A 23,231-nucleotide genomic window follows, 5' to 3' on the forward strand; every position below is an offset into this window, starting at 1 on the left:
CCTGATTCATTTCGATTGTTTTCTTAATCCAACTACCGCACTATGTATATCTTGTTCAGCATTGTCGTTACTCCATTCCTCCCAAAATTTTATAGTTGCACTGTGCGGTTTAATAGTTGGTTCATCTATTAGAACTCTTGTCGGTAAAAGAGAAGAGTCACCAACTATTAAAGCCTCTCCTATATCTAAAATCGGCAATACGTCAGTCAAACCTGAAAGATTATCAGGAAGAAGTCTTTTTATTACAGCTTGATCCTCGGCATTTGATAATCTTAATGAAACGAAATTATTACATTGGCTAAGCACAGTTCTATTTACTTCTGCTGGTCTCTGACTTATTACGGTTAAACTAACTCCATACTTTCTTCCTTCTTTCGCAATTCGTTCAAAATTCTTTAAACCTAATTCAGAGGCGGAATCCTGATTTGTCCTTTCGGGAATATATAAATGGGCTTCATCACATAATAAACAAATGGGGTGTCGTTTGTCTTTTGCAGTCCATTGTTGGACAGTAAAAATTATTCTTGCAACTAATCCGATTACCAAAGGCAAAACGTCAGACGGGACTTCAGAAAAGTCAATAACTTTTACACCTGCTTTTTTATCGTTATTACTAGAACCTTGCATCAATGAATTACAGAATTTATTCATCCAACTAATTTCGAGTTCGTCATCTGAAATCTGAAACATAAAACCAAGTCTTTTGTCTTGACTTTTAGCTTCTAATCTTTGAATAAATCTAGTTAGTTTTCCATTAAAAGGACCTGCTTTATCCCTTCCCGCACTAGCTCCTGCCACCCTTTCTGCATCTAGTACTTTTATTTCATTGAGGACATTTACGATTTTATATGGAATAGGACTATCGACTGTGATATTTCCTTTGAGCTCCGTATCACCTATATTATCCAGGTACTTTTCTTTTTCTTCAAATACTGTTTTCGAAAAAATCATTGCTTGATTAGGAGCGTTACTATCGCTTCTATCTAACAACATTGCTAGCATTTCTTCATATGTTAAAAGCCAATAAGGTAGCATTAGCACATTATTTTCAAGATTTCCAGTTTTGCCTAAGTCCGAGGGATTTGCAATCTTTAAATGTTGAATACCGTCAGCTGTAAAATTTTCTCCGCTATATTCTCCATGAATATCAAAAAGGATAGAATTGGCCATGGGAAGTTTTGCAATCTGCTCAACTAACTTAGCTACACACCAAGACTTTCCTGAACCTGTACTACCTACTATTACTGCATGCCTTTGAAAAAACTTATCTCCATCTAAAAATGCTTCGGCATTTTCATCAATAGAATACTTTCCTAAAGAAAGGGGTACGTCATAGTTTTCTTCTGAAGAAATTGTTCGCATAAACTTGGTAATGTTTTCACCGTCTATAGGAAAACAATTAGCTTCAATCTCCGGAACCGTATCTAAGGTTCGTTTAAACACGTTTTCCTTTTCTCCGTGCATATCAATCAAGGTACCTATTAAGTTTACTTTTAAAATGTTCTCCGTTAGCAAGAAATTTGACATCCCTAAATCTTCGGAAACATAGTTTTCTTCGCCCGAGACTTTTCTTGTAATTCGATTTATAATTCCGATCAAATGCTGTCCTGCTTTTGAACTTTTGACAGCTATTAAATGGTTTACCTGAAGTTTGCGGAGTTTGTCTAACTCATCGACTTTTACAATGATAGTTGCAGTATCAACACTAAAAACAGTACCGATTGTTTTTGATTCTTCAAATGAAAATATTGCCATAATCTTGTTTTACGCGATTATTAGTTTTAAGTACTCACCCAATTCCCAATAACTAGTATCTTCAATTGTTACATCTCCGAATTTGGAAGAAATAATTCTGCTGTCTTTTGAATTTGCCTCTTCGATAAGTATATAATTTTGACATTGATTATCGATGATTGATTGCTTCGTCTTTGGTGTAAGTTCTTTAGTTATTACAATAATTGGCTTATTATTTTTTATTTGTGTTATTAGCTTAGGCTGAACATGTTCATCATTAAATCCATATCCTATACATAAATACCCATTGGCAGAATCTATCTCATTATCCGCTTGAGAAAAAATTGTTCTATATGGTTCAAAATTCGTTTCATAAAATTTACTGATACCAGGAGTTACTATTAATGGTCTGAAATCTAGTGGAATGTTTTTTCTAGTTGGAAGCTGAATGTTCTCGTCTTCAGAAGACTTAAACCAATCTAGTGATCCGTGAACTTTCCAAATGTTCACTTGTCCGTTATAGCCATTCAATGAAGCTAAATTGTTTGATTGTATCCTGTTTGAAAAATGTCCAATATGATTTTGAGAATATCCATTACAAATAACAGCTTTAGAAATACTTGAGGCGTATTCAGCTAATCGGTCATAATTTGTTGTAACAATTGAAAGCTTTTTACCTGCTGTGTTCAAAAAATACTGAACAAGCTTTGCTAAAGGAAAATCAATATCTTTTTTTATAAAATGTTCGTAAGCTTCTAAGTCTGCTTTGCTAACTAATCTCCAAGTTTCATCTACTATTTTAGCAAGAACCTTAGATCTTAATTGAAGTTTCGTAAGAGTTGATTCCAAATCACCTGTTTTATCAAATATTTCAATAAATTCATTGAATTGCGCTTGGTCTTTAGAATCGGTAAAAGAAATAGAGTTTTTTATATGTTCTCCTAAAGCCCACATTGAAGGCAGTTTAAAAGGAACAGAGGCTCCACTACCAAGAATTAGTAGTGGGATATTATTAGTCCAAGTTTGGAGTTGTTTAAATAATGCTTCCTTATCCATTAATTATTTTTTGAGTGTTCTTATATCATTTTCATGAAGTACATCGTATGTTTAATGAACATATATTTCTTAAATCCTTATACCCTTTTTTCTTTTTCAAATATTTCCTACAAAAAACATCCCTTTTGGACGCTGACAACGAGCATGTACAAAAATAGTTTGGGCTTATTTCAAAAAATTCGAAATACCATCAACTTCTACCAAAGCCTTTTCTATTTCATCTTCACTGTACTTATGAATCACGTGTTCCCCTAATTCAAAACAATAAACACCTACGCCGACTTCGGAATACTGGCAACCTAATTGCCCAGCATAAAACTGTTGTATTAAAGGAAATCTTAACTCATTTTCCCAAATAAAATCTTCCTTAATCATCAAGTAGACCTCATTCCCTCCTTTAATGCGAAAATCTAGCCTATGAATTTCTCCTCCTATTATATTATTATAATTGATTTCAAGTTTTAAATTATCCCCCATTTTAAATACCTCATTCCCAAGTTCTTCATAATCATTTGCATATGTGTGCAGATATGAAATAAATTCCTCTAGAAGTCTATCGCTTTTTCTATTTTGGGTAAATTTACTGAACAGGGTCATAAGATGTTTTTCAGCTGCTTCCATACCTTCGGAATGGTATTTTCTAGTTGCATATTGCCAATACCTGTACCTGCCTGGTCTACCTCTGAAACCAGATTCGCCTTCTAAAGACTTCTTAAACTTTTTTGGGTTTTGACGCGCCTCTTCTAATCTACTATGTGAGAACCTCATTATATTATTTTTTTAACCTCAGGATATTTATCAAATACACTATATGATTGTGTTGCTAAACGACCGTACATTCTAACTGCCTCTTTTTTATCGATTGCTTCATTGTATAGCTCAGGAAATTGGATTAGTAAACTATTTAAATCTTTGTCTTTGTATCCTTTAAATTTTGAAATAAATTCAAGAAAGTCTACGAGATTTCTTTTGCCGTTATCATCAAAAGGTAATTTAGAAATTCTTTCTGTTAACAAATCTCTACTATACTCATCCAAATACACATTATTAAATTCAAGAGAAATTCTTCGGGATATACATGGTATACACTCACCGCAATGATTTTTATCCGATACTCTGGACGCTTTCCAACAGCTTATAGATTTATTGGCATTTTGGGCAATTTTAGCATCCAAAATGGATACAACTTCGGCTTTTGTTTTATATAAGAAGGGATTTTCAATTTTAAGATTATCCATGGAAAGCAATCTTTGAAATATATCTCTAGCTAACCATACGAATTTGGGATTTGCCGTGTGGGTTGAGAATGGTCCAACTCTTGCCGGGTTTAATGGCAAATGAATAGCGAATTGACCATTTTCGGCTATGCTGATTATTTCACGAAATCCTAATTTTCTTGCAGTAAGCGCCGCTAGAGTGAGGAATAAAAATGACCTAGTTCTTTGAGTATTTTCCCTATTTGAATCGGAAGGAAAGGGAAAGCCTGATTGGTTTCTCCCAAAAACTCGAAAAGGGTAATAATTTAAATTAGTTCCATAAAAATCGTTTAATAGTTTCAAGACCCCTTCTTGAGATTGCTTCACCGCCCTATTTTGATTTATATGGCTTACCAATGCAATTTCAGAATTTTGTTTCTTAAAATGAACGACACCACTTAAAGAATCTAATCCGCCGGAAAACAATAAAACAGTTCCTTTCTTACTTTCCCAAGCTTTACTTTCTTCAGGTTTTCCAGCTATCTGAATAAATTTTAATGTCCAATTATCGCTACTTAAAACAAACAAAGCTTCTTCCAATAGATCTTTTATTCTTTCAAATGCGTGAATATTGACTACTTCGATATTGAGTTCAATTGTTCTAATATAATCTTCTAGTTCGCTTCGTTTTACTGCTAAATCAGCCGCAAATATTCCCGACGAAACATTAAGTAAATCTACTTCTAATGATGTAGCGTCTTTAAAATGACCTTTAAAAGCATTTAGGCCATTATAAAGGTTTTTACCTGATGTTAGCTCCAATGTTGTTGAAGAATTCTTATCCTTAACTTCTATTTTCATTATTGATAAGATTTTGAATCACCAATTGCTTTTTTAACAAATGTGTGCCATTGGGATAAGGTTTTAGGCTCAATTTTAATACCGTCAATAATTTTACTAGTTGAAGACCTGATTTCAGATTTAAACGAATTTAAATCCGAGATTGATTGATTTCTGTAATCCTTGCCAACAAACCCTGAAGTATCTCTACTAACTATATAATCTGTTAATTCAGAAAAAAAAGAACTTCGCCATTGTTTAGTTGCATTTTCCGACAAGTATGCAGATGGTATTGCTCTTTTAGCAAATTCTGCAACCATGGAGTTTTTCTTTGTCTTTATAATTTCTTTCGTGAAATTTTTAATTGCATCATCTGCATTATCAGAATTAGCAATTAGCTGATGGCATTTAAAAATTATATCTGAGTTTATCTCTGTCGAAAGAGGCTTTTCCTGATTTTCTGATGCTCTCCAAATTTCTTCAATTACCCTACGTACAGGCACAGCTTTGTTTTTATATCCAATTTTTACTGGCTTCCAGTTAGTATTGTCCGGAGAAGGCTGACTAATCGATGTTCCCATGATTGGTTTTTAAATTATTTTATCTTTTTCAATTTTTTTAATTTGACTAGTCAAATTTGAAAGTTTCACCACAGGCTTCACGAAAATTTGATTCCAATCTATTGATTGTTGAAATTCTGGTTTCTTCATTATTTCTGCGACCATCTCAGCAAGTGTTTTTGCTTGAATACAGGCTATGGGTACTTGAGCTCTGGACAACAAATCGGTAGACCTATTTAGAATAGCTTCATCTGAATCATTAAATCTTCCTGAGATAACTATAAAGCTCTTTACCGCAAACAAATGACTATATTTTTCGCTAAAATCTTCAATATATTTTTCAAATCGGTTTATATCATCGCTGGTAAATTCAAAACCATTACTGTAAGCTTTTGAGTCAAAAAGAAAAGCACTTATATTTTTCACTAAAAGCACACCGTCAGGTAATCTTTCAAATGACCTGTCCTTACCATATCTTCTTGCAGGGGATTTAAACAAATATTGTAGACATTCTTTGGAATAAATTTCTAATAAATCATTTGGCGCACCTTCGAGCCCTTCAGATAATAGGTTTAAACCAAGGTTATTCATTAAGCCTGATAATACCGGACTTCTAACCAGTCCTGTATTAACTACACCTCCTATTTTTTTGTAAAATTCTTCATAGGTATATGAGTCAAAATCTAATTCCAAATTCATTTGGGAAATTGCAAATTCTTTAGAATTAGTTCTATTCTTTATTTTAGTTAAAGTGCCTAAAATTCCATTTGAGGGTATTTTATCTGTTAAAAGAATAGAGTACCTTATTTCTGCCCCAAAACTGTCATACTTATAAAGGACAAGAATGTTATATGATGTGCTTATTCGACTATAACTAAGGAGATGGTAACCATTAACCACCAATGTGGTTATTAAATCTCTTGTAGTATCGATAGTTAACAAATATGAATAGGACTAAATTAATATTGGTCGTCGGCTAGCGATTGTAGAATTATAGTTCAGATAAATAAAGGGCATTTAAATATATGAAATATTAACAAGTAATCAATTACGGAAACCCGTTATGAAATTAAAAACATGTAGTAAAATACTATTCCCTGGGAATTGCACTTTATCCTGCCAAATGTCAGATTATAAAGTTTACATTGGATCTAAACTGAGTTTCCTTTTACTTCCATAATATTTCAAATCGCTTACTGGCAACCCTAGTATATTGAGCAGTATGTTTTGGGTCACGATGCCCAAGATAATCCTGAATCAAGCGAAGATCATAACCCAAATTAGCTAAATAAAAGCCACAAGAATGACGAAGGGTATGTGGATGTACATTATCAATTTTTGCATTTACTCCTACTGCACTCACAATAAAAGATACTGCTTGACGGGTCATCGGCAATCCTCTTTCACTTACAAATAACCACGGTAAATTATCTATTCGAGAATTTAGATATCGTTTAATCGCTCTAAGCTCATCTCCCCAAATTGGGTGCTCAGTAGACAATCGACCTTTCAATCTGTTCATCCATACTCTAGAATCTTTTAAATTGACATCTGATTTCTTCAGTGCGACTGCTTCACTAACTCGAAGACCATGCCGGTACATCATCAACAGTAAAAGGTAATTTCGCTTTGGATATCTCGTCCTTTTTGAAACTTCTAGAAAAGTTTTGATTTCGAAATCGCTCAAGTAGTTCTTACCCTTCTCATGGTAATTTGTGGTCTCTTTTTGAGAACTCTTTACATTACGCCTTTTGGTCATAGTATTAGGATTATGGTTAAACTCCCTAAACTATAATCAAAAAAGGTATCACTCTTTACAAAATCCGCTTTTTGTAAAGAGTCAAATTCTACTAACAAGAATTCTAATCATCTCAATTATTACCTCCCTCAAACACCGAACAACCTCCAAATATAACTCTCCCATGTCTATCTAGTTTTAACAACCGATTCCAGTATCGCAATAGCGATACCATTATGTTTTTCTTCCTGAGTCAAATGTTGGGCTTCATCAACAGAAGATAAAAAGCCCAACTCCAATAAAACTGCAGGGCAGAAATCAGTAGTTTCACGCAGTACCTGAAAGTTGGCAAATTTTGCGCCCCTGCTCTTAAAACCAAGCATATCATTTAGTTCATTCTGTATAGAACTTGCAAACCTAACCGAAGCCTCAAAATAAAGCTTTTGCTTTTCCTCTACATATACCTCTATTCCTTTAGCGCTCTTGTTTACTGCTTGATTGCAATGCAATGAAATAAAGACATCAGCCTTCAACCCTTTGGCGAGCCAAGTTCTATTTCGTAAAGAAATTAGCGTATCGGTATATCGAGTCAAGTAAATATCAAATTGATTATGGTAAAGCTTTGTGTTTAGGCTGTCCAACTTTCTAGCAATACTTAAAACGATATCCTTTTCAGCCACACCATTTACGCCGATTGCTCCGGTGTCACTTCCTCCGTGCCCAGGGTCAATTACGATAATTTGTTTAGCAGGTATTTGACCGTAGGATATTGATAATAATGCCAAATAAATAAACACAGTCAGCATATAGTTTAAAATGTCCATATCATTACTTCTTGATTGCACAAAATGCAACGAATACTTCCTTTCCATAAGAATCTTCCAAAATTTAACAGCCTTCCGCGTTAAATTTTAGAGCATTTCAGGCAAAACAGCCCAACGGCAATAGATTTCATAAAGTTTATTCATCAATCGCCCTAATCAGGCACTAAAACGAACAGTTATGAAAAAATCTATTCTTGCGCTTACCGCGCTGCTATTTGTCACAGCTCCCGCCTTTGCCCAAATTGGAGGCATCGAAGATTCCGTCAATGATGTTGGGGATACGATTCGGGCCATCTTTCCCATTCTATTGGGAGTCATCTTCTTAGTCGGTTTCCTATTTAATGCCGGACACTTTTTTGGGGAGAATGCCGACCTCAAAAAAGGCATCACTCGCGTATTGGTCTTCGTACTTATCGCTGGTGCCGTAGTGGGCATCTTTACCTACCTCATCTCAATAGTCGTTTAACATGAAGCGATTCGAGGTTTATAAAAACATACGAAAACGGGCAGTCATATTCGGACTGCCCATATCGCTATTCGCACTAATGATGATATCCATCATCGCATCCTTGTTAGTCATCATTTTCTCCTTTGGTTTTGTGATTATCCTTGGAGTGCTCGTATTCAATGGTACGCTCTATATCGGATTAACCAAGTTTGCCAATAGTCCGCAATTGCTTCAATTTTCCAAGGTATTCCCCAATAGCATCAGTAACAAAAAATCGTCAGCCATCTATTATGAAGAAGATTAATCTAGCATCTTATTATCCCATTGTGGACATCAACGAAAATGTTGTCTTTGCCAATAATGGTAACGTAGTTTTGTGTTTTAAGGGTACGCTTCCAGAAATCTATTCCTTGTCTGAGAAGGACTTTGAGGATATGCACGGCGCATGGTTTCAAGCCCTCAAATCATTACCTACGGGGTGCGTGGTTCACAAACAAGATGTGTATCTAAAACAAGAGTACTCCGCCGAGCAGCTTCCGAATAAGACCTTTCTTGAACAGGCCACCCATAAGCATTTTAAGGGTCGTGAGTTCATGGAACATCGCAGTTACCTATTCTTCATATTGACGAAAAACAATGCGCTTAATAACAAAAAGTTTACGAACCCTTTTCGAAAAGTTGGTAAAGGTATTTTGAGGGAATTTGATGAGACCTTGAACAGTTTTATTGGTGCGGTAAGTGACTCTGTTTCCTTTATAAACAATAGTCGTAAAATAGAATTTGTTCCGCTTGAAGCGAAAGAAATACATGCCCTGACCCACAACTATTTCAACGGCTTTAATACAGGTTTCGACACGGATATTCTGCTTGACAAATCAAACACCAACATTGGTGAAAATTACTTCGATGCTCTCGCAGTTAATAGCGAACTGTGCTTTGGCGAAAGTGTGCAAACAAGTAAAACCAATGAACGATTTACTTCAGATGATTTTGTTTTTCATCAAGGCTTCGTAGATGGTCTAGGGCTTACGCTCAATGAAAACCACATTGTTAATCAAATCATCTACCTAGATGACAAACAGAAATGGCGCAAACAGCTTGACAAGAAAGTTGAAGAGCTTAATAAAAGTTCCAATTTCGGTTCTCAGAACAAAGTCATCTTAACTAAGATTCAACACATTTTAGACCAGATAAATGCAGATGACCAAGCCCGTGTGGTACGCGGGCACTTAAACATTGTTTATTGGTCTAAGGAAGCTTGCGAACTAGAAAAAATAGCTTCCAAGATAAAGACGGAGTTCAAAGAGATAGATATCATACCGTATTATCCTAGAGGCGAGGAACGCAAAAACTATATCTTGAATAGTTACTGCTGCTTCTCTTCCAATTTTTCGAATGAAGATTTGTATGTAACTGATTTAAAACACGCCTTGTGTTTGCTTATCAATAACAGCAATTACAAATCTGACCCAACTGGCATCATCTTTAACGATAGGGAGCATAACATTCCTGTTTTAAAGGACGTATGGGATGAAAAAAAGAAACGCATCAAGGCGAGAAACTTTGCCATTTTTTCGCCAACGGGTGAGGGTAAATCCTTTTTAGCCAATAACATTCTACGTCAATATTTTGAAAGTGGCGTTCGTCTGGTCATTATTGACTTAGGAGGTTCCTATACCAAATTCGCGAAACTGTATCCTGAAAAATACACTGTCTTACGCTATGAGAGTGGAAAGAACTTAGGCATCAATCCATTTTATATTAGTGATGCCATTGATTTGACTCCCGAGCGATTGGAGGACTTATCTGTGTTCCTTTTTGAATTGTTCGCTTCGGATATCAAAGTGACCAAAGCACAGTCCGTATCTATCAAAAAGATACTGCGGTTTTATTTCGATAGTACTTCAGACAATCATTCTTTGGATGGCTTCTACAGATTCATCGAGACAAATCAAAAAGACCTATTAAGTCAACTTAAAATCCATCCTGACTACTTCAATGTTACAAGCTTTTTGCACGTAATGTCGGAGTATGTTGGCGATGGTCTATATAGCTTCCTCTTTGAAGTAAGCGAAGACCAGACTTATAAAATTGAGGACAAACGATTGATAGTTTTTGAACTGGATGAAGTAAAGGATAATAAAGAAATCCTATCTGTGATGTTGAAGCTAATTAAATCAGCCATCCAAAGAACCATCTGGAAAAATAGAGCTGAAAAAGGCATTATCCTATTTGATGAATTTGCCAAACAATTGAAGTTCGACAACGTACTGGAAAGTGTCGAATTCTATTACCAAGCGATTCGAAAACAAAATGGTGCTATTGGTATCATTCTCCAATCCATCAATCAACTACCCAATAATTCTACATCGGCAAGCATTCTCGAAAATACCCAAGTGGTGTACAGCCTGAATAATGAAAAGGGATATGACGAGCTGCAGAAGCGATTGAACCTTTCTAGCCATGATTTGAATCAATTAAAATCCATCAAAAACAACCTTACCGGACCGCGCAAGTACACCGAAATGTTCATCAAGATAGGTAAGGAAAGTAACATCTTCCGCCTAGAAGTGCCCAAGGAAGTGTATGCAGCCTACTTAACTGATGGACAAGAAAACGAGGCCATAATGGCCATTTATAAAAAGACCAATAATATGGAATTGGCCATAAAAGAATTTATTAACACTTAAATCAAAACATCATGAAAAATAGAATCAGAACAATTACAGCAATACTAGTATTTACAATAGCGCTTTTACTGCCTGGCGGTGCCACCGCCCAAGGGATGCCGACTTATGATAATGTCAATTTTATCAGTTTGATAAAGCAGCTGGTAGAATCGGGCAAGCAGACAGCGAACATCATCAAAACGGTCAAGTTTCTCAAGCAACAAAAGGAGAATCTTGAGAAGGTAAACGATGTTTTGAAGCAATTAAAGGCCGTTAAGGAAATCGGCAAGAACAATCAAAGGCTTGTTAATGTGATGCAGAATGATTTGCAAGACATTCTGAATTCGCCCTATATAAAACCTGAGGAAGTCGCACGCGTATCCGAGTCCTTTAGTGCCGTGGTTGAAAACTCATTGGACACTATGGATTTTATAGACCAGGTGCTCTCTAGCGATTTTATGAAAATGAGCGATGCCGACCGTGCGGAGATTCTAAAGCAGAAAGAAACGGAATCAAAAGAAATGGTTTCGAATGTCACCATCAAAACGAAACGCTACCGAGACATTATTTCTTTTAGAAAAATGCAGGACAAGGTGAACAATCGAGAAACAAATTACTAAAGATGAATGCAGTCATTTTTCTAGGAATTGGGTTGGAATACATTGACGCTGTTTTCCAAACTATCCAAAACAGCAATTTCTCACAGTATACGATTGCAGGAATGAAAACGCTTGCCGTTTTATTCTTTCTTATCAATATCCTAAAAAAGTATAATGAAGGAGTTGCAGATAAGGAGGGCTATACTTGGGGGCTGAGTCCGGGTGAATTGGTCAAAAATTTTGCGGTCGTTCTTCTTGTCATCTTTTCAACTCAGGTACTTGAGTTTTTTGATGGTATTCTAGTAGCCATTGAAGGCCAGTATCGTGGTACCGCTCCTGCCCTACTTCCTTTGCAGTTACAAGATTTACCGCTTGAAGAAGAAGTCAGTCTTTTAGATGCGGCAAGTATGGCCATGACCTTACTTTATGAAGCTTTGGTAACGCCATTATACGGATTCAAAATCTTTGCATTTATAGTCAGTACATTCCTATGGATTCTTGACCTGTTTATCTACCCCTTATTTCTGGCGGAACGTTATTTCCTTCTGGGGATAATGCAAGCGTTCTTTCCTTTGATAATCAGTCTAGCTGTTTTTGAGAAATTCAGAACAATGGCCTATACCTTTTTCAAATTGTACGCTGCTGTTTATATGCTCGTTCCAGCGTTCTTTTTGGTCAACGTATTCGTCAATGCCATTTACACCGAAATCAATACCAACTTCTGGACGAATCTTTTCGGGACAGAATTTGGTCAAGGCTTTTTTGCTCCAGTAGTTCAATTGGGTTCCGTTGGGTTTATCGTATTCCTCAAATTCAAACTATACCGCCGAGCGACTTCCTTCACATTACGATTATTCACACATTAAATAAGTAAGCAATGAAAACACCATACAAAGACATCTACGCCGTTCTACAAATCAATAGACTCATCGTGTTGTCCACAGTCATTTTCGCTACCGCTTCAAGCCTATTTTCCATTTGGATGGTGTACAACATCAATTCCAAGGCGATGAATAGTGCATTTGCCATAAATACAGATGGTTCTGTCATTCCGATCAAGTTAGTAGCACAGAAAGAAAACTTCGGTGTGGAAGCCTTAGCGCATTTAGAGCTCTTCCACAACTACTTCTATAACATCGATGCGAGCAACTACGAGAAGAATTTAGAAAAGGCCTTGTGGCTCGGAAACAGTTCTATTGACAATTTGTATCGTCAAAAGAAATCGGATGGGGTTTACAATCGGTTATTACAATATTCCTTAGTGCAAAAAGTACTAAGCATCGAATCGAAAATCGACGAAAATAACGGTGCCTATAGCTTTAGAACGGTTACCGTTTTTGAAATCAATCGAGGATCCATACTAGATACCTATGAACTTGTTTCTACTGGAAACCTGATTGCGGTAAACCGAAACTTCCCGAATAATCCGCACGGATTACTAATCACAGAATACTTTGAAAACTCCCTTAAAAAGATAAATAATGAAGATTCAAAAAAATAAAATAGTCTTCGGCTCTGTATTGGCCGTGATACTCATATTCCTAATCTCCTATTCCATTATACTTATGGGAGATGATGAAAGTGAAAACGAAAATCTGAAGCAAACCCTAGTACCAGAGTTGGAACAGGAACAAAAAGAGTATGATTCCAAACTGGATGCCATTAACGATTTGAAAAAAGTCCGCGAAACCAATGCACCAAGCATCTATGATGAAAAACTAATGGACTCCCTTGGTTTCTATGACCCCGAAATGGGTGAAAAGAACAAGCAGCGTATTGTAGATAGTATCTATAATGCTAGTCGTATCAACTATTCCGATAGGACGTATGAAAACATAGGTCGTAAAAAATCGATTCCGAAAGTAGTACAAGAGGTAGATTCAGGAGACATCAAGCGTGAAATGCAAATCCACGCAAAAGAACTTGGTTTGGAACATCAACTCTTTTTTGCTTCGTCTCCCTTGGTCAATGCGTCATCAATATTGGGAGGTACTGACTCCGAAATTGAAGTAGTGGTCGATGGTAATCAAATCGTAAAAACAAATACACGTTTGCGGATGCGTTTGACAAAAACTTCAAGGGTGAACAACAAATTAATACCTAAAAATACCTTGGTCTACGGATTTATCAGCTTTCATCCCAACAGGGCTTTAATTGAAATTGAGAACATCAATCATCATCCAACGAAGCTAAAGGCCTTCGACCTTTCAGACGGTAGTGAAGGTATCTATGTGGAGAATAGTTTCAGGGAGGAAGCGGCTACTGAAGTGATGGATGATATCCTGGGGGATATTAATATCCCAAGTGTTCCACAAGTAAGCGGTATTACTAGAATTTTTCGTCGCAACAATCGGAATACCAAGGCAACGGTACTCAACAATTACAAACTAATTCTAAAACCGAAGTTATAAACTCTTAACGGACATTTAAAAATACACTCTCATGAAACGATATCTGCTTACCTCACTATTTACCTGTGCTTTCATCTTCATGAATGCGCAAGAAGGGATAATTCTCGATACTATTTATGCCAATGACCAAAAGAACGTTGCCCTATTTTTTCCGGAACCAATACGACAAGGTATTACTGGCTCCGACAATTTCGTATTCACCTATAATCGTGATAAAGAACAATACTTTGGACTTCTCCAAGCGAAGCCAGGAAAAGAAAGTAATCTACTAGTAATCAATAGAAATGGGGCTATTTTTTCGTATATTGTAAGGTATAAAGAACAGCTCTCAAAACTCAATTATTTTGTACCTAGCGCTAGTAGTATTGGCAATGAGAAATCAGTTGCAGAATTGCCAATTGCTGGCAAAGAAGAAAAGAGCATTGATAAATCAGACTATTATTTACGCGCCTGTAAATACTTGGTAAATCGAAAGTTGAATTCAATAAACCTTCGAGAGCGTTATCAAGGTATTGTACTGAGCATTGAGCATATTGTTTTTGACGCAGAAGAATTGTACTTCGTTATCCAAATAAAGAATACCTCTACTTTGGACTACGATTTGAATTTCTTGGAACTTTCTGTTCAAACCAGACAAAAAGGGAAAAAGAAATCACTACAGCGTATCTATCAAAAGCCGCTGTTCATACACAACCGACCAACCAGAATAGCAGAAAATGAAACCGTGAGAATGGTTTACGTACTGCCTAAATTTTCATTGAGTAATGACCGCAGAGCGGTTTTAGAACTCAACGAAGCAAATGGAGAGCGTAATCTGAAACTTAAGGTGTCACATCGATATATTAATAACCCTAAATAAACTGCTATGAAAAAGTTGGTCATATTTACACTTGCCCTGACATTTATCGCTTGCGCGGAAACTCAGGATACTACACCCGCATCTGTTGCGGAAATCGTCGCTGAAAGTTTTTATCAAGGTGATGAAGAAACCTTAAAAAAGCATACCACTCCTGAAGGTTTTGTGAATTTCTCGAATCTCATGAAAATGTTTGCCAAGCCTAAGAGTTCGGAAATGAATTTTAAGCTTATCGAAGAAAGTACCGATGGAGATGTGGCTTGGGTTAAATACTCGACGGCATATGATAAAACTCCTGGAGTTTTTAAGCTTGTAAAGGTTGATGGGGTTTGGAAGGCTACTGCTAGGAAGCCTAAGGAGAGGGTGCCTTTTTGAGTACCTCTAACATATTATTTTAAATCGCTATCAATTAAGCTAGCTATTAAATAGCTAGCTTGTTTTTTGGTAATAATTTTCGGAATATTCAGATAACAAATTTGAAATATCCAATTTATGAATATTGATAAACTCTTGAATTTTTTCATCTGTTACCGAACCTATTTCATACTTATTAAATTCTTTAAAGAAAGCTTTTACCGTAGTTCTTAAATGTCTGAGTTTTCCCCTTCGCATTATTTGTACTGAATGAGTGAAATCAGCATGATATGATACCGTCTTGGTTGGTATTATCAAAATTCTTTTTACAGGAGCATCATTATATTCATTTTCAAACCACCCGCTATGAGTATTCATTTGCCCAACTTCGTGTTTATTAACCTCTTGCCTTTCAACATTGACTTCACTCTTACATTCAAAAATAAAATATTGGTTGCTAACTCCGCACCATAAATTATCCGGACCCTTTTTGAATTCTTTATCTGGACGTTCACTAAGAAAACCAAGCATTAAGCCCAATTCTTTCATTGCAGCTTCAAACTTTTCTGCGGCAGTGCCAAACTCTAAATCAGATAAAACACCTTCAACCGACAACATTAATTCTTGAAAATTTTTGTGACGTATTATCCAATCTTGAATTCGCTTTGTTCTATTTTCATTTACAAATTCTAATTTTTGATAGGTGATGCCTTCATTTGGTTTCAGTAGCTCATGATTTTTAAAAAATGCGCTTTTCTGAAGATTGTTTGAATCTTTTCTACTCAGTAAAAATTTATATCTCGCCATTATTTGAAGGTACCAGCCTTTCTCACTTTCTTCATAGCAATGATTATCAATTATGTCCTGAATCAAAATACTAGCTTTCTCATGTTCTCCTGAATAGTTTAATACAGCAGCCTTCCTTTCTAGGGTTAGAACATCATAAATTTTACTAGTGGAGCTGTCAGGTTCTATTCTATCCATCTCTTCTTTATAAAATTCTTTCCAACCTTCATCTCGTTGAATGCTTTGCTTCATCAAAGATTTTACAACCTCAAAGGGTTCATTTTTGCTAGAAATTTCATCTGAAGCCATTCGTGCTATCTCCATCCCAATTTCAATCTGTTTTTTAGTTTGAGGAGAAAAATACTTATTTGTTCGAGAGCTTTTTATAAATTTTATCAAATCTGCACCGACTATCAAAATCAAACAATAATCTTTTTCACCACGTACACTCCTTCCCAGACCTTGCTCAATCTTTTGAGCTATTTTAATATTAATTGAGTCACTACTCATTCTATTCGATTCCTCGTATCGATCAGCTAAGGAGTGAAAATAGGGTCTACCGTCAATAACCAATATTCTACATGTTTCGTCAGGTAAGTCAATACCATCATATCGGTTTGCGAACACAACTGTTTGATTAAATTTACCTTTTTTAAGGTGGTCTACTGCCGCTGAAATTTCTCTTGTTTTAGGAACAATAGAGCCTAAGCTTTTGTAAGTTAATGCTTTACTAAATGAAGAGACCAATGAAACAATCCCGTAGTTTTTAGTGGAGGCTTTCGCCAAATAGTTTACCATTTTATTTCTATCCAAGCTGTCATCAATTAATGACGGTATAACAAGCATTTTCTCGCCAGACCAAACTTGGCTTGGATTTGCAAGTGGATTTTTAATTGCGTCCGTATTGAAGCCAAGTCCTTTAATAAAAAACGAATCATCTTGAGTTGTGGCGGACATAAGGACTCTCTGCTCTGCCTTATGAAATGATGAAAATTTTTCTATTGGTATATGTATTGGAGTAATCTCTATGGTTTTACCTGAGATGAAGGCTTGACAATTTTTTATACTATCCTTGATAAATGGCCAAGAAAACATTATCGATGATTCTTCCCGATAATTTGAAAGTATTTGCAAAACTTCTTCCGATTTGTCAATCCAATTCCAATATGGAATAGGTAGAAAAGAGTTATAATCTCCGTTCTCTATTTCTAGAAAAGTACCTTCGCCTTGCTCTGGAAGGGCATCTTTAAAAAGTTCAAATATTTCTTTATAAATTGAGTGGTCACTATCTAAACTTATGGTAAAAGTATTTTTTATTGAATCGATGCAGGCGTGAGAATCGTCCAATATTATATTTTCAACAGGTACGAAATCGTTACCCAATCCGAAAATCGTTTTGCCATTAAAAACTTTTTGCACATGTGTTATCAATATTTTTTCTCCATCAATAAATTCATTTGGCAAGGAATTGTCGTCACCGATTGAACAATAGTTGATACCGAATTTCTTGGCATCTCTTCTCACTTGCTGAACTAAATAAATGTTTGGACAAATAAAAAGGCAAGGGCCATTACCCGAATTTATTTTGGATTGTAGAATCAGTAAGCCTATTAACGTTTTACCTTCTCCCGTATGAAGTTTAATAATTAAGTCTTTTTCTTCTTTTCGTGATTCAAACCATTCTTTCAATATCTTATGTTGAGCGGGTCTCAAAGGTCCTGCAACACTTCTCCTATCCAATGAATCATAAATTTCTATCGGATCAACTTTTTTTGTTATTTCTGATTTACTCAGTCTTTTTCTAAAATCAACCATAATTATCTGAATGTAACTAGAATGAAAATACAAATATAGATTGTATCAGCTGAAAGGTGAACCTTTTTGTTTTTACTAATTATCGTTTTACCAGAATTCGTATGTACCTGCTTATTTAAAAATCGACCGAACCTCACTATAAACCCTCTCAAAATTCTCCTCCAAATCCTCATCGGTAAATGCCTTCTTTTTCTTAGGCATCCGCTTCTCTATCTTAGGTAACTTAAACTGAACCCTTTTATCCTCCCCATCAGCAAAGGTTATAAACTCACCTTGTTTTAGTCGAAAGAAAACGTCAGCTCTAATTTTTGCCACCTCACGCTCTCCTGTGGTAATGCGTGTGTCAAAATTGAGATTATAACCTCGATTCACGCTTGTGGTTTCGCTCTTTACAATTTCAAAGAAGCGTTCGTAATATTTAGCGGTGTCCGGGTCATTTACTTTTCCGAAGAATTGATAAGATAAATTGCTCAATATTGCCTTGCTTGCCTTATCCCCATAAATCATATCGTTCTGTATTTTATCTTGCATCACATAAACCGTTGCAATATCATAACTACGCAGCGTTGCCGGAATACGGTGCATATTCAAAAGCCGAATTGTAGGCGCTTCTTCCATCATCAAAAACGACGACTTTCCAGAACGCACACTCATTTGTTTTGTAATCGTGTGAATAATGGTTGCTATAATGGGAGAATACGCCGTTTCATATTTGGGATTATTTACTACAGAAATGACAGATGGTTTTTCCTGGCTATTAAGACCCAAAGGAACATCATCTGCAGAGAGCACCATAAAAATGCGTTGGGTACTAATCTTTTTAAGGGCATTGGCCAGAGTGCTTTTTACCCCTGCGGTTTGCCTATCAGAATCTTTACCACTTATAAAAGCGTCAGCCATTGCCCTAGAGGTCGCATTTGTACTCAAAAAAGCAATGAGACTGTCTGTGTCCAGAAATTGATAGATAGCGATTAGGTGTGGTAAGGTGCAGTATTTCGGATAGGATGTATGCAATTTCCAAATCAATCCACCTATCAAACCTTCCGCTGCATCGTTAAAGAATTTGCTTGATCCAAAGCTTCCAGATTCCCGTTGTTCTAAAAGGTTTTCAATTAAAACCCGTGCCACTTCATTGACAATCTCTTCATTTTGCATGTACTGCGGAGCAATCGGGTTTACTCGGTCGTAGATATCATCAAAAGAAATCACTCGAAAATCAATAGCATTCTTCTCAAATAAGGGATATGCCATTTCGGTAATTTCAAAATTCTTGTAGTCGTGAATGATTCCACAAAAGGAGTGCTTACTAAAATGAGATAGAAAATTATAAACGACACTCTCGGTTTTACCGCTTCCGGCGGAACCAATTACGGAAGCCCCTCTTTTAATATTATCAATTTTAAAACTTCCTCGCTTTACTTTAAATTGAACTTGATATTTATTCTTATCGTTTAATAAGTCGCTCTCCTTGTGAAGAAAAACATACATGACCGTATTTATTAATAAGAGCGGACAGCCAACGTAGAGCAACTGAAAGAACCATTCAACAGCATGAAAATTCATTTTAAAGAGCAGCCCTAAACAAATAGCTGTTAAAGCTATATTGGTAATAAAGGCATAGCGTGTTAACTTGAATAGGCAATAGAAAATCAATCCCATTCCAATCAATAGTGTCATCGTAAAAAATAGTCCTTGTGTCCCCATATCAAATACCTATTGAACCTGATTTTATGGCGATATCAACACCCCGTTTTAAATACCTTATGGTTTTCAATGCGAGCTGTACTTTGTTGGTTGGTATGCTATTTAAGGGAACGCCAGCCTTACCCAAAATTTTGAAGGCAACCGATTTTTCACTTGTAGGCAAACCCAATAAAGTCGAAAAGTAGCGTTTCGGATTCTTGATAAAATCTTTCTTTGATTGATACGATTCCGCATAGTTTCGTTTGTAACTGAAAGTGCTATCGAATGTCTTTTCCGCTTTTGCGAAAAACGAATCCCTATCAAAACCACGCTTCACCAGTTTTCCGTTTATCATTACATCAGAAGCTTTGTATTTACTTCCTGGAGAAAGACTGACGGAATCAGACATATCCTTTCTACTTACGATAATATGAATATGACTCTGGTTGCCCTCTTTGTGCATTCCCTGAACAATTCGTTTTCCATTTTGTTGATGGGGCGCTTCTTTTTCCAATCGGTTGATTTTGCTTTCTAATCTTATGATGCTTCCCCCCTGTTGTCCTTGCTTGATTTGCCTAATTTCATTTTTGAGTTTTAAAATCTTAGTGGCGAATGGTTGATTCTCCCGGACCTGTTTATCCGTTCCTTTAAAAGTGCGCTGATGTTCAATTTTAGCATAGTATTTAATATCATCAACGGTTACCGGTCTGCTATTAATCTCACGATTAAAAGAGCTTGCATAATCTTTCATTATTGCTCTTGTGTATCGCTTTAATTCTTCCCTACTGTTTTGTAGTTTTCGTAATTCATATTTACTTGGACTAACGGTGATGGAATAAAATTTGGGTTCTTTCTTTTTAAGCTTCGATGTATTTCCGTCAATTTCCCTAACTACTTCGGATGCATTTATCTCGTCCCCATATTGATTGAAAAAATGTTCCATGTCTTCTTGTTCCAATCCTTGGTTTTCCTTTTCTAGGTACTCCACAAAACCTGCTGAACTTTGCGAATAATCACCACCTAGTTTTTGTGCCGTTACTGTTATATACATCGTCTTAAATATTTATAATTCATCATCATTTTCTAATCGCTCAACAAACCTGACTTTTTGCTTTTTCTCTGGAATTTCCTTCTCTAGAATCAAGTTCTTTTTCGGTGGTTCGGCTGCTGCAAAAAGCGATTGCATCATCGCAACCGTTGGCTTGGTTTGGTTCTTTTCAATGTCCTTCATTATTGCAATAACTCCATTGATTCGCTTTTTTATCAGGGCTTCCAAAGTCTGCATTTGAGGTCCGATTGATTCGTGCGGAGAAATGCCATTATCCTCAAAAAAAGCAATCATCAGTAGTAATGTCATCGATTGTGATTCGGACACTTTTTTACAGAATCGCCGAAACTTAATCGCTACTGAAGCCTTAATCTTGAAGGTTACAAAACCTTCTTTTTCATATCCTTTATCCATCTTTTTAGTAATAAATTTTGCTACCTCATTGGTCTGACACCAGATTTTAGTAAAAAAGAGAGCCTAAAAATCAATTCAGAAAAATTAAAAACCTTGCCAGACTCTGTAAATACTATCGTATTGGAAAAACTGAAAATCGAAACCTCGCGCCAGCGGGTTACCCTCTTGCTATTCCTTTTTCCCCCGCAGGGGAAATTCAGAATACCTTTCCCTCAAGGTAAAGGCTCTTTTACCTACTCACTTTCAAACAGCAAATTTTAAGAATGATTTGAAGCTGGTTTTACGGATTCAGAAGTATACTCTGCTAACCATTGAATTTTCCATAAACGAAAACGAACAGCTTTTTAAAGGCTGTCCGTTCTTTTCGATTCTAGTGTAGTTTTAGATTTTAAAAATAAATTTATAATTGTACAAATTTCGGATTGCTTCTTCTTCTAGAATAGCATGATAATCCTCTTGATTGTTCACGGCACACATTTGAATTTCCTTGCCGTGCTTCGCTTCGATTTCCTTTCGAGATTCCGCCAATAATTTCTCTTGGGTCTCACCATCCAAGTTATTATAATTTAAATATATCATAGCTTAGAATTTTACTAGAGTATACCTTCATCTTTAAAGCTGTAATAACCTCCATTTGGCACAACAATCAGATGGTCCAATACAAGAATATCTAGAAATTTAGCTGCTCGTTTTATCTTGTTCGTGATATTGATATCGGCTTCGCTTGGCTTCAATTTTCCACTCGGATGATTGTGGGCTAAAATTATAGCTACAGAAAGCGATTTTAAAATCGTGGCGAATAGTAATCTAATATCTACCAAAGTTCCCGTAATTCCACCTTGCGAAATTTGGTGAACCCCTTTCACTTTATTACTGTTATTCAGTAATAGAATTTTAAAAGATTCATGCACCTCAATAGTATCTTTATCCCAGTTTTCATATAGTAGGTTTGCTGCATCCTGAGAGTGGTTTATCTTTTTCCAAAAGGCGGATTTTACGCCACCGATATAACTGATTTTTATTTCATTTACTTTATTTTCCATTGTGATAAAAATTAAGGAGTTAGTATAAAAAGAGGGTGCATCTTTCCACAGGAACACCCTCTTAAAATTTAATATTCGCTAGGTAACATTAACGTATCGTTTACAAAAAATAGCCGTAGTTCATCCAAAGGAAAATCCGTAAAACCGTACCTATGCGTTTCAAAAATATTATCGTTTCCATCACTATACGTGATCGTGGCTTCACATTCTTTTTCGGCTTGTTCCTTTTCAGTCAATCGTTTAAAATCAATAGTAATGAAACTGCTTTTCTGCCTTAGATTTTTAGCAATTACAGAAGCATCGGTAATCAGCCAAAAGCACTCCGCAGTATTTGCTAAATACTTTAAGCCATCGGTAAATCGGGTTCGTGTTAATGGGATTCGGTAAAACATTTCAGTACCGTTAAAATGTTGTAATCCCTCTTTAATTTCTCTAACTTTATTGCTCATTGTAATTTTCTTTAAGAAGTTAATAATGAAAAAGAGGGCGCATCTTTCCACAGGAACGCCCTCTTTATTTTTACTCGCCTTTAATACCTAACAGTAAAATTTCATCCGCTACCACCTCGGTAACATATCTTTGATTGCCGTCTTCGGTTTCGTAGCTTCTAGTTTTTAATTTTCCGCTGATACCGATTTCCTTGCCTTTTGCAACGTACTTTTCTATAATTTCCGCGGTTTTACCCCAAGCGACAACCGTATGCCAGTTTGTTTCGGTTTGCTTCTCACCTTTGGCATTTTTGTAATACTCATTTGTTGCCAATGAAAGCCGTGCAACCTTTTTGCCGCTTTCTAAGTTCGTAATGGTCGGCTCTTGTCCAACGTTTCCAATTAACTGTACGTGATTTTTTAAAATACTCATAATAGAAGATTTAAAGATTAATTAATAGACTACCCGAACCATTCAAGCAGTATTTGTTTATATATTTTTTGAGTGATTTACTTATTATATCTAGAGCGTTTTCCTTTTGTTGTTTTTTTAACTTTTGTTCCACGTCCTTTTTGCTGATTTTGTAAGATTTCATAAGATTCCTTTTAGATTTACTTCCCATAGCGCCTTCGCTGTTACCTTTTTTTGTTGCTCGGACTCTTCAATATTCCATCTTGGTAAGGCGTATAAAAAGCGCAGCGGCTTTATGCCGCCGTCCAAGATGGAAT

At 36.0% G+C, this 23,231-nt stretch carries 25 protein-coding genes; 9 read left to right on the forward strand and 16 right to left on the reverse strand.

Features of this window, described 5'->3' with window-relative positions; all coding sequences use genetic code 11:
* Positions 1-6 precede the first annotated feature (6 nt).
* The 8 genes from ACRD7P_RS01635 to ACRD7P_RS01670 form a co-directional block, all read right to left on the reverse strand.
* Positions 7-1,755, reverse strand: a complete 1,749-nt coding sequence (locus tag ACRD7P_RS01635; protein ID WP_430905729.1) for an ATP-binding protein — start codon at positions 1,753-1,755, stop codon at positions 7-9.
* 9 nt (positions 1,756-1,764) lie between these two features.
* Entirely contained in the window at positions 1,765-2,790 is a 1,026-nt protein-coding gene (locus tag ACRD7P_RS01640) for an SIR2 family protein (protein WP_430905730.1), read from the reverse strand.
* Positions 2,791-2,955: 165 nt separating this feature from the next.
* Positions 2,956-3,558: a hypothetical protein gene (locus tag ACRD7P_RS01645; RefSeq protein ID WP_430905731.1), complete on the reverse strand. Its 603-nt coding sequence runs from the start codon at positions 3,556-3,558 to the stop codon at positions 2,956-2,958.
* Positions 3,558-4,847, reverse strand: a complete 1,290-nt coding sequence (locus ACRD7P_RS01650) for a 7-cyano-7-deazaguanine synthase (protein WP_430905732.1) — start codon at positions 4,845-4,847, stop codon at positions 3,558-3,560. Before ACRD7P_RS01650 ends, ACRD7P_RS01645 begins: the two co-directional genes overlap by 1 nt.
* The gene (locus tag ACRD7P_RS01655; protein ID WP_430905733.1) at positions 4,847-5,407 is read right to left on the reverse strand and encodes a hypothetical protein; all 561 of its coding nucleotides are present in this window, start codon (positions 5,405-5,407) and stop codon (positions 4,847-4,849) included. Before ACRD7P_RS01655 ends, ACRD7P_RS01650 begins: the two co-directional genes overlap by 1 nt.
* A gap of 9 nt (positions 5,408-5,416) precedes the next feature.
* Positions 5,417-6,328 (reverse strand): hypothetical protein, encoded by a 912-nt coding sequence (locus tag ACRD7P_RS01660; RefSeq protein WP_430905734.1) that lies wholly within the window; start codon positions 6,326-6,328, stop codon positions 5,417-5,419.
* A gap of 226 nt (positions 6,329-6,554) precedes the next feature.
* The gene (locus tag ACRD7P_RS01665; protein ID WP_430905735.1) at positions 6,555-7,145 is read right to left on the reverse strand and encodes a tyrosine-type recombinase/integrase; all 591 of its coding nucleotides are present in this window, start codon (positions 7,143-7,145) and stop codon (positions 6,555-6,557) included.
* Between the two features lie 167 nt (positions 7,146-7,312).
* Positions 7,313-7,948, reverse strand: coding sequence for an N-acetylmuramoyl-L-alanine amidase family protein (locus ACRD7P_RS01670; protein WP_430905736.1), 636 nt, complete (start codon positions 7,946-7,948; stop codon positions 7,313-7,315).
* A 178-nt stretch (positions 7,949-8,126) separates the two neighbouring features.
* On the opposite strand from ACRD7P_RS01670, the gene ACRD7P_RS01675 reads away from it, so the two are divergent.
* Genes ACRD7P_RS01675 through ACRD7P_RS01715 form a run of 9 tightly spaced genes read left to right on the forward strand, consistent with a single transcriptional unit; the run spans position 8,127 to position 15,306 of the window.
* Positions 8,127-8,414, forward strand: a complete 288-nt coding sequence (locus tag ACRD7P_RS01675; RefSeq protein WP_430905737.1) for a hypothetical protein — start codon at positions 8,127-8,129, stop codon at positions 8,412-8,414.
* A gap of 1 nt (position 8,415) precedes the next feature.
* Positions 8,416-8,700: a hypothetical protein gene (locus ACRD7P_RS01680; RefSeq protein ID WP_430905738.1), complete on the forward strand. Its 285-nt coding sequence runs from the start codon at positions 8,416-8,418 to the stop codon at positions 8,698-8,700.
* Entirely contained in the window at positions 8,687-11,086 is a 2,400-nt protein-coding gene (locus tag ACRD7P_RS01685; protein WP_430905739.1) for a TraG family conjugative transposon ATPase, read from the forward strand. The genes ACRD7P_RS01680 and ACRD7P_RS01685 overlap by 14 nt, the downstream gene beginning before the upstream one ends.
* Before the next feature lie 11 nt (positions 11,087-11,097).
* Entirely contained in the window at positions 11,098-11,685 is a 588-nt protein-coding gene (locus tag ACRD7P_RS01690; RefSeq protein WP_430905740.1) for a conjugal transfer protein, read from the forward strand.
* 2 nt (positions 11,686-11,687) lie between these two features.
* The gene (locus ACRD7P_RS01695; protein ID WP_430905741.1) at positions 11,688-12,530 is read left to right on the forward strand and encodes a hypothetical protein; all 843 of its coding nucleotides are present in this window, start codon (positions 11,688-11,690) and stop codon (positions 12,528-12,530) included.
* An 11-nt stretch (positions 12,531-12,541) separates the two neighbouring features.
* A complete protein-coding gene (locus ACRD7P_RS01700; protein WP_430905742.1) occupies positions 12,542-13,165 on the forward strand; it encodes a conjugal transfer protein TraK in 624 nt (207 codons plus the stop codon).
* Positions 13,146-14,075, forward strand: a complete 930-nt coding sequence (gene traM / locus ACRD7P_RS01705; RefSeq protein ID WP_430905743.1) for a conjugative transposon protein TraM — start codon at positions 13,146-13,148, stop codon at positions 14,073-14,075. The genes ACRD7P_RS01700 and traM overlap by 20 nt, the downstream gene beginning before the upstream one ends.
* A gap of 31 nt (positions 14,076-14,106) precedes the next feature.
* The gene (locus tag ACRD7P_RS01710; RefSeq protein WP_430905745.1) at positions 14,107-14,934 is read left to right on the forward strand and encodes a DUF4138 domain-containing protein; all 828 of its coding nucleotides are present in this window, start codon (positions 14,107-14,109) and stop codon (positions 14,932-14,934) included.
* A 6-nt stretch (positions 14,935-14,940) separates the two neighbouring features.
* Entirely contained in the window at positions 14,941-15,306 is a 366-nt protein-coding gene (locus tag ACRD7P_RS01715) for a hypothetical protein (RefSeq protein WP_430905746.1), read from the forward strand.
* 54 nt (positions 15,307-15,360) lie between these two features.
* Here ACRD7P_RS01715 and ACRD7P_RS01720 read toward each other — a convergent pair whose 3' ends face one another.
* The 8 genes from ACRD7P_RS01720 to ACRD7P_RS01755 all read right to left on the reverse strand — a co-directional run bounded on the left by ACRD7P_RS01720 (position 15,361) and on the right by ACRD7P_RS01755 (position 22,935).
* Positions 15,361-17,886: a DEAD/DEAH box helicase family protein gene (locus ACRD7P_RS01720; RefSeq protein WP_430905747.1), complete on the reverse strand. Its 2,526-nt coding sequence runs from the start codon at positions 17,884-17,886 to the stop codon at positions 15,361-15,363.
* Positions 17,887-17,997: 111 nt separating this feature from the next.
* Positions 17,998-19,590: a type IV secretory system conjugative DNA transfer family protein gene (locus ACRD7P_RS01725; protein ID WP_430905748.1), complete on the reverse strand. Its 1,593-nt coding sequence runs from the start codon at positions 19,588-19,590 to the stop codon at positions 17,998-18,000.
* A gap of 1 nt (position 19,591) precedes the next feature.
* Positions 19,592-20,620, reverse strand: coding sequence for a MobB family relaxase (gene mobB / locus ACRD7P_RS01730; RefSeq protein ID WP_430905749.1), 1,029 nt, complete (start codon positions 20,618-20,620; stop codon positions 19,592-19,594).
* Positions 20,621-20,632: 12 nt separating this feature from the next.
* Entirely contained in the window at positions 20,633-21,031 is a 399-nt protein-coding gene (locus ACRD7P_RS01735; protein ID WP_430905750.1) for a BfmA/BtgA family mobilization protein, read from the reverse strand.
* Positions 21,032-21,412: 381 nt separating this feature from the next.
* Positions 21,413-21,610, reverse strand: a complete 198-nt coding sequence (locus ACRD7P_RS01740) for a hypothetical protein (protein ID WP_430905751.1) — start codon at positions 21,608-21,610, stop codon at positions 21,413-21,415.
* Between the two features lie 14 nt (positions 21,611-21,624).
* Positions 21,625-22,074, reverse strand: a complete 450-nt coding sequence (locus ACRD7P_RS01745) for a JAB domain-containing protein (protein WP_430905752.1) — start codon at positions 22,072-22,074, stop codon at positions 21,625-21,627.
* A 68-nt stretch (positions 22,075-22,142) separates the two neighbouring features.
* Positions 22,143-22,523: a DUF6876 family protein gene (locus ACRD7P_RS01750; protein WP_430905753.1), complete on the reverse strand. Its 381-nt coding sequence runs from the start codon at positions 22,521-22,523 to the stop codon at positions 22,143-22,145.
* Positions 22,524-22,593: 70 nt separating this feature from the next.
* A complete protein-coding gene (locus ACRD7P_RS01755; protein ID WP_430905755.1) occupies positions 22,594-22,935 on the reverse strand; it encodes a single-stranded DNA-binding protein in 342 nt (113 codons plus the stop codon).
* Positions 22,936-23,231: the final 296 nt, after the last annotated feature.

Origin of the sequence: Maribacter sp. 2-571 (genome assembly GCF_050589625.1) — a bacterium.
GTDB lineage: Bacteria > Bacteroidota > Bacteroidia > Flavobacteriales > Flavobacteriaceae > Pelagihabitans.